Origin of the sequence: Burkholderia sp. Bp9031 (assembly GCF_003857965.1) — a bacterium.
In the GTDB taxonomy this organism is placed as follows: Bacteria; Pseudomonadota; Gammaproteobacteria; order Burkholderiales; family Burkholderiaceae; genus Burkholderia; species Burkholderia ambifaria_A.
Map to the genome: position 1 here is coordinate 104014 of NZ_QTPW01000024.1, position 7740 is coordinate 111753.

7 protein-coding genes and 1 pseudogene are annotated in these 7740 nt (G+C 64.2%); 2 read left to right on the plus strand and 6 right to left on the minus strand.

Features of this window, described 5'->3' with window-relative positions:
* Positions 1–104: 104 nt before the first annotated feature.
* The 5 genes from DIE15_RS26330 to DIE15_RS26350 all read right to left on the minus strand — a co-directional run bounded on the left by DIE15_RS26330 (position 105) and on the right by DIE15_RS26350 (position 5077).
* Positions 105–806, minus strand: coding sequence for an ABC transporter ATP-binding protein (locus DIE15_RS26330; protein WP_124834722.1), 702 nt, complete (start codon positions 804–806; stop codon positions 105–107).
* Positions 806–1579 carry a high-affinity branched-chain amino acid ABC transporter ATP-binding protein LivG gene (livG, locus tag DIE15_RS26335; protein WP_124834723.1) on the minus strand — a complete coding sequence of 258 codons (774 nt, stop codon included), beginning with the start codon at positions 1577–1579 and terminating at the stop codon, positions 806–808. Before livG ends, DIE15_RS26330 begins: the two co-directional genes overlap by 1 nt.
* Positions 1576–2847, minus strand: coding sequence for a high-affinity branched-chain amino acid ABC transporter permease LivM (locus tag DIE15_RS26340; protein ID WP_124834724.1), 1272 nt, complete (start codon positions 2845–2847; stop codon positions 1576–1578). The genes livG and DIE15_RS26340 overlap by 4 nt, the downstream gene beginning before the upstream one ends.
* 11 nt (positions 2848–2858) lie before the next feature.
* Positions 2859–3785 carry a high-affinity branched-chain amino acid ABC transporter permease LivH gene (gene livH / locus DIE15_RS26345; RefSeq protein ID WP_069260533.1) on the minus strand — a complete coding sequence of 309 codons (927 nt, stop codon included), beginning with the start codon at positions 3783–3785 and terminating at the stop codon, positions 2859–2861.
* A gap of 173 nt (positions 3786–3958) precedes the next feature.
* A complete protein-coding gene (locus DIE15_RS26350) occupies positions 3959–5077 on the minus strand; it encodes a branched-chain amino acid ABC transporter substrate-binding protein (RefSeq protein ID WP_124834725.1) in 1119 nt (372 codons plus the stop codon).
* A 788-nt stretch (positions 5078–5865) separates the two neighbouring features.
* Here DIE15_RS26350 and DIE15_RS38200 point away from each other — a divergent pair.
* On the plus strand, positions 5866–6093 hold the full coding sequence (locus DIE15_RS38200) for a type VI secretion system Vgr family protein (protein ID WP_409364315.1): 228 nt from the start codon (positions 5866–5868) through the stop codon (positions 6091–6093).
* Positions 6094–6235: 142 nt separating this feature from the next.
* Positions 6236–7327: a helix-turn-helix transcriptional regulator gene (locus DIE15_RS26360; RefSeq protein ID WP_124834726.1), complete on the plus strand. Its 1092-nt coding sequence runs from the start codon at positions 6236–6238 to the stop codon at positions 7325–7327.
* Between the two features lie 84 nt (positions 7328–7411).
* On the opposite strand, the pseudogene DIE15_RS37800 reads toward DIE15_RS26360, so the two are convergent.
* Positions 7412–7612: pseudogene (locus tag DIE15_RS37800) on the minus strand (RHS domain-containing protein); the annotation flags it as partial.
* Between the last annotated feature and the right edge of the window lie 128 nt (positions 7613–7740).

Sequence of the window (7740 nt, forward strand, 5' to 3'; positions counted from 1 at the left end):
CAGCCCACCCGGCGTTTTTCCGTGCCGAGCGCGACATACTGAAACGCTCATGCCGCATCGGTCCGTGGTGCCCGTCAACGTGCGTGCCTGCGCGCGAGCAACGGTCAACCGCCGAGATACGCCTGCTTGATCCGGTCGTTCGCGAGCAGGTTCGCGCCCGTATCGGCGAGCACCACGCGTCCCGTTTCGAGCACGTAGCCGCGATCGGCCACGCCCAGCGCCTTGTTCGCGTTCTGCTCGACCAGGAACACCGTGACGCCTTCGTCGCGAATCGTCCGGATGATGTCGAAGATCTGCGCGATCACGAGCGGCGCGAGACCGAGCGTCGGTTCGTCGAGCAGCAACAGACGCGGCTTGCTCATCAGCGCGCGGCCGATCGCCAGCATCTGCTGCTCGCCGCCCGACATCGTGCCGGCCCGCTGCGACGCGCGCTCCTTCAGGCGCGGAAACAGCTTGAACACGTGCTCGATGCCGTCGTCGATCTCGTGACGGCTCGCGAAGAAGCCGCCCATCTTCAGGTTCTCGAGCACCGTCAGACTCGGAAACACGCGCCGCCCTTCCGGCGAGATCGCCATCCCCTGCCGCATGATCTGGTGCGTCGACATCGCGGTGATGTCCTTGCCCTCGAACAGCACGCGGCCCGACGACGCGCGCGGCGTGCCGCACACGGTCATCATCAGCGTCGTCTTGCCGGCGCCGTTGCTGCCGATCAGCGTGACGATCTCGCCCTTGTTCACCTCGATCGACACGCCCGCGAGCGCCTCGACCGCGCCGTAGTGCGTATGGACCTGTTCCAGCTTCAGCATCACTCTTCCCCCAGATACGCCTTGATCACGCGCGGGTCGTTGCGCACCGCTTCCGGCGTGCCGATCACGATCGGCCGGCCGTGCTCCATCACGAGGATGCGGTCCGACACGCCCATCACGAGGCTCATGTCGTGTTCGATCAGCAACACCGATACGCCGAACTCGCGGCGCAGCTTGTCGATCAGGTGCTGCAGCTCGATCTTTTCCTGCGGGTTGAGACCGGCCGCCGGCTCGTCGAGCATCAAGAGACGCGGCTCGGTGATCATGCAGCGCGCGATCTCCAGACGCCGCTGGTGCCCGTACGACAGCGTGCCGGCCGGCCGGTTGGCGACCGACGTCAGCCCCATCCGGTCGAGCCACACCGCCGCGCGTTCGAGCGCTTCCTGCTCGGCGCGGCGATACGCAGGCGTCGAGAAGAGGCCCGGCAGCAGCCCGGACTTCACCTTGCGATGCTGCGCGACGAGCAGGTTCTCGACGACCGTCAGCGACTTGAACAGGCGGATGTTCTGGAACGTCCGCACGAGGCCCTTCAATGCGATCTTGTGGCTCGGCAGCCCGCCGATCGCGTGGCCGTCGAGCACGACGTCGCCACCGCTCGGCTTGTAGAAGCCGCCGACGCAGTTGAACACCGTGGTCTTGCCCGCGCCGTTCGGCCCGATGATCGCGAACACCTCGTTGCGGCGCACGTCGAAATCGATGCCGTCCACCGCGAGCAACCCGCCGAAGCGCATCTGCAGCCCGGCGACCTTCAACAGTTCTGCATTCGCGCTCATTGCGGCAGCTCCACGTGGGGACGGCTCGCGGGCAGCAGGCCCTGCGGACGCCACATCATCATCAACACCATCACCAGACCGAAGATCAGCATCCGGTACTCGGCGAACCCGCGCGCGACTTCCGGCAGCACGGTCAGCAGGATCGCCGCGAGAATCACGCCGAGCTGCGAGCCCATCCCGCCGAGCACGACGATCGCGAGGATCAGCGCCGATTCGATGAAGGTGAACGATTCAGGATTCACGAGGCCCTGACGCGCCGCGAAGAACGCGCCGCCGATGCCCGCGAACGCCGCGCCGAGCGTGAACGCCGACAGCTTGATGCGCGTCGGGTTCAGACCGAGCGAACGGCACGCGATCTCGTCGTCGCGCAGCGCTTCCCACGCGCGGCCCATCGGCATGCGGATCAGGCGGCTCGTGACGAACAGCGTGAAGCCGACCAGCACCAGTGCGATCAGGTACAGGAAGATCACCATGTGCTCGCCGCTGTATTCCAGCCCGATCAGCTCATGGAAGGTCTTCGCGCCTTCGACGCTCGCCGAGCGCGCCATCTCGAAGCCGAACACCGTCGGTTTCGGAATGCTCGAGATGCCGTCCGGGCCGCCGGTGAGGCTCGTCAGGTTGTTTGCGAGCAGGCGGATGATTTCGCCGAAGCCGAGCGTGACGATCGCGAGATAGTCGCCGCGCAGGCGCAGCACCGGGAAGCCGAGCAGGAAGCCGAACGTCGCCGCCGCGATCGCCGCGATCGGCAGGCACTCCCAGAACGACAGCCCGAAATACTGGTTCAGCATCGCGTACGTATAGCCGCCGACCGCGTAGAACCCGACATAGCCGAGATCCAGCAGCCCCGCGAAACCGACCACGATGTTCAGCCCGAGGCCGAGGATCACGTAGATCAGCGCCAGCGTCGCGACGTCGACGGCGCCGCGCGAGCCGAAGAACGGCCACACCAGCCCGACCGCGAGCAGCACCCAGATGATCGCGCGCTGCTGCTGCGCGCCCATCGCGGGCATCGCCGGCAGCTTCACCGCCGATTTCGCGCGCACGAGCCACGGCTTGAACAGCTGGAACAGGAACACGGCCGCGACCGCGATCCACACCGGGCGCCAGTGCGGCGTGAGCACGACCTGATAGCCGTCGAGCTTCAGCTGCAGGCCGAGCACCGGAATCGTGAGAATCGCCGTCAGGAGCGCGGCGGCCACGGCGTTCTTCAGCGCCTGGCCGACCGATGCGTCGGCGACCGGGCGGCGAACGGAAATGACTTGACTCATCTGCGTCTCCCTCAGACCTTTTCGATGTCCGACTTGCCGAGCAGGCCGGTCGGGCGGAAGAGCAGGATCAGCACGAGCAGGCCGAACGCAACGACGTCCTTGTACTCGGCCGGCATGTAGCCTGCGGCGAAGGTTTCGGCGAGGCCCAGCAGCACGCCGCCGAGCATCGCGCCCGGAATGCTGCCGATCCCGCCCAGCACCGCGGCGGTGAACGCCTTGATGCCCGCGACGAAGCCGATATACGGATTCAGCTTGCCGATCGTCAGCCCGATCAGCACGCCGCCGACGGCCGCCAGCATCGCGCCGAGCACGAACGTGAACGAGATCACGCGGTTCGTGTCGATGCCGAGCAGGTTCGCCATCTTCATGTCCTCGGCGCACGCGCGGCACGCACGGCCCATCCGCGAATGCGAGATGAACAGCGTGAGCGCGATCATCAGCACGATCGTCACGCAGACGATCAACAGACGCGCATACGGAACCGTCACGTCGAAATCGCCGCCGAGATGGATGTCGAACGCGCCGGAGATCAGCACCGGCACGGACACGTCGCGCGCGCCCTGGCCGATCTGCACGTAGTTCTGCAGGAAGATCGACATGCCGATCGCGGAGATCAGCGGCACCAGGCGCGGGCCGCCGCGCAGCGGGCGATACGCGACGCGCTCGACCGCGAAGCCGTACAGGCCGGTGACGATCACCGACACGATCAGTGCGGCGCCGAGCACGAGCGGCAGCGGATAGCCGGCGGAGATGCCGATGGCAGTCAGGGTCACGAGGCCCACGTACGCGCCGATCATGTAGATCTCGCCGTGGGCGAAGTTGATCATGCCGATGATGCCGTAGACCATCGAATAGCCGATGGCGATCAGCGCATAGATCGCACCCAGCGTCAGGCCGTTGACCAGCTGCTGGGCGAATTGCGGAAAGAAGTCAGTCATGTGCGGGAAGCTCCCGTTGGCGCTGGGTCGCATGCCGTCGCCGGATCACGGCGTTCGGCCGCGCGCAACGCACGGTGTCGTCTCGGGCCGCCCCTTGGCCGCGCAACGGCCAAATGCGCACGCGCCCTGCCCGGGTGACGGGCAGAGCGGGTGCGCGGGGCGGGTACTCCGTATTACCGGGCGGCGGTCTTCGTCGCGTCCTTGTGCCACGTGTAGACGACGAACTTGAACGCCTTCAGGTCGCCCTGTGCGTCATACGCGACCCTGCCGATCGGCGTGTCGAACGTCGTCTTGTGCATGTACGCGGCGACCTTCGTCGGATCGGTCGTCTTCGCGCCCGAGATCGCGTCGGCGATGATCTTCACCGCTGCGTACGACGGCATCTGGAACGGGCCGTTCGGGTCGCGCTTCTTGTCCGCGAAGGCCTTCACGAGGCCTGCGTTGGCCGGGTCGGCCGAGAAGTCGGCCGGCAGCGTGACCAGCATGCCTTCCGAAGCCGGGCCGGCGATCGCCGTCACGTCCTTGTTGCCCACGCCTTCAGGCCCCATGAACGTGGCCTTCACGCCCTGCTCGCGCGCCTGGCGCATCAGCAGGCCCATTTCCGGGTGGTAGCCGCCGAAGTACACGAAATCGACGCCTTGCGACTTCAGCTTCGTGATGATCGCGGAGTAGTCCGAATCGCCGGCGTTGATGCCTTCGAACAGCACGACCGGGATCTTCGCGGCTTCGAGGTCCTTCTTCACCGACGACGCGATGCCCTGGCCGTACGACTGCTTGTCGTGCAGGATCGCGACCTTCTTCGGCTTCACGTTGTTGATGATGTAGTGCGCGGCGGCCGGGCCTTGCTGGTCGTCACGACCGATCGTGCGGAAGATGAAGTGGCGCTTCTTGCCTTCCGTCAGCTGCGGCGCGGTGGCCGACGGCGTGACCATCACGATGCCTTCGTTCTCGTAGATGTCGGAGGCGGGGATCGTCGAACCCGAGCACACATGGCCGATCACGTACTTGATCTTCTGGCTGACGATCTTGTTGGCGACGGCGACGGCCTGCTTCGGTTCGCACGCGTCGTCCATCAGCACGACTTCAAACTTGTTGCCGCCCGCACCGCCTGCCGCGTTGATCTGTTCGATCGCGGTCAGCGCGCCGGCCTTCACCATGTCGCCGTATTGGGCGACCGAGCCGCTCATCGGACCGGCGATGGCGATCTTCACGGTTTCCGCTTGCGCGGCGGCGGCGCCGGCGGCGAACAGCACGGCGGCGACGGAAATGGACGTAAGACGGGAAAGCGTCATCAGGAGCTCCTCGATGTTGTTAGTCATACGGGCAAAGGCGGCATGACTTGCGCAATCGAACAGCACCCGGGGCGAGGACATAGGACACGCCCGAGACACATGAAGACGGACCTGCGGATAGATGTTGCGTAGCGGGGCCCGGCTCTTGCAGTCCCCAAAAGGGGACGTCTGGTTCGGAAAGACATCGTGATGCGTCTTGCATTGCGCAAGCGTTTCGCCTGCCCCGCTTGCCAACCGCTTGGTCGGAGGGATGGTCCGACAGCTGTTGGCAAGGCAGCCGAAATTATATGGGGGTTTTTAAAACGTCTGTCAAAAATGGCGGGGGTATGAGGGAAAACACGGAGAAACTCACCGGTGGCTCGGTGGCGCTTAGGGAGCAACTTGTCGGGGGTGGTGACGTTTGCGGTGGGTGCAATCAGGTTGCTATTTTTGGTGGATTGGCGGGATGGTTGCTTGACGTATAAGGCCTACGGCGATTTTCGGGTGGGCGGCGTGCGGTGTTCTTGTTTTATAGGGTTCGATCTATTTAAATCAATAAGCTGATGATTACGTTGGCGCGCACCGATGCGGGGCGTCGGGTTGGTGCAGTCAATCCTTCTGTTTTCTGACTAACTTAGTCGCATAGAAGGCTTATTGTAATTTTCATGAAATAATTAGAGCTCGCCTCTGCAATCCAGCCAGCCACCCTGCGTGTCGCGTCGCCCTCTCGTTACAGGCCGGGTACCGAACGGCGCCAACTTTGTACAGTGGAAGCTGCCGGATAACCAGGCCCTTTCTGGGCTGCGTTCATGCGATCTGGCGAGCACGGTGGCAACCAGATCGTGGCCGACGACACGCCGAGCAAGCTTCAAGTACAGGTCGCAAGCGACCATCAACAGTCCCGGCTTGTAGTCGGCTATCGGCCCGCTCCGCACTCGCGACGACATCGTCGATCGTCAACGTACTCTCCGTATCCTTGCTGGCCCGCGATGCCGCCGTCTTTGTCCGATATGCGGAAAACGCCGCAAGAATGTTGAGAATTGCCATTACGGCTGATGAGAAACACCCCAAAAGCCACACGTTCCGGGCCGAAAACTCGCACGCATGTTGAACCTCGAGCGGGAATGAGTAAGATGCGTGAAAGGCGGTCGACAAGAACGCGTAACGCGGGGTAGCCAGATGCAACGGAACGAATTGATTCCATCGACATTGATCGATGACATCTACGCTGCAGCACTGGGCGATCAGAGATGGGAAACCGTGCTCGACGGATTGAGATCGTCGGTCGGCGTGCGCATGGCCACGCTGCTGTCGTTCGACGATGTGGCGAGAGTGCCGGCCATCGAGCGGGCTGCCGGCGACGACGAGCCGTGGGTTGCCGAATGCCACCGCACATACAACACCGAGTTCTATTTGTACGACCCGGTCGTACCGGTCGCCGGCAACTGGCCTGCAGGGCGCTGGTTCGAGGACATCAAGCAACTGTCCAGCCCGCAGCGCGCGCACAGCGTGTTCTACCAGGAATTCCTGAGGCCCTACGGGATCGGCAGCATCTCCGGCCTGTACATCCATCGCGGCGAGCGCACCGGCGCATTCCTCAGCGTACAGAGCGGCCCCGAATCGCAGGGCCTGTCGGACTTGCAGCGGGACGCGATCGAAAGCATGGGCGCGCACATCAGCCGCGCACTACGGATCCAGGCACGCATCGGCGAACTCGAAGCACGCGTGGCCGCCGCGGAATCGGCGCTCGATGCGATTCCGGTGCCGGTGTTCTTGCTCGGCGCGCAACGCGAACTCCGCTATACGAATCGCGCAGCCGATCAACTGGTCGCGGCGGAACCGGCGCTGCGGATCGTGAACGGGCGCTTCGCGCCGGAAGGCTGTGTCGATGATGCGCAATGGCGACACGCGTTTGCGCGCGGCGGACTGATGCTGCGCCGGACGACAGGCGAACCGCTGCCGCTTGCGCTGATGCCGGTGCCGGAACAGTCGCGCCTTGTGCGCGAACGACCTGGCGTCGCGGCACTGATGACTGCGGCCGACCTGCATTCGCCATCGGCGCGCGCGCAGCGACTGCGGGTGTTCTATGGACTGTCGTCGGCCGAAGCCGATCTCGCGGTGCTGCTGTGCTGCGACGGGCATTCACCGCAGGAATGCGCCGAACTGCGCGGTGTCTCGATCGGCACGATCCGATCGCAGATCAAGTCGATCTATGCGAAGACGGAAGTAGCGCGGGCGGCGCAGTTGACGTCGCTGGTTATGCAGACGTGAGTCGATCCGGATTGGCGCCCACGCGATCCACTCCTCCTGCACCGCATTGCCCCACACCTTGTAGCGGGCCTGCCAGACCAGCTCGCCGTCGGCGTCGGTCAGTTCCTCCGGGAGCCCCGAAACATCGTTATGAAAGTAGTAGACCGCGTCCCGTGCATCCGCATCGTTAGCCACCGGCTTGCCTTGATCAATTCGCGCAAGCGGCACGTAGCTATTGGACTCATACAAATACGTCAGCGCTTCCTCACCCTGACGATCGTGATACGTCTCCTGCACCAACCGCATGCCGTCCCACAGGAAATCCGTACTCGCATAACTCCCATTGAGCTTCCGAACCCGCCGCCCAAACGCGTCGTATTCGAAATGCGTCGTCCCGATGCCGAGCCGGTCCTTCGTCACTACCGACTTCAACT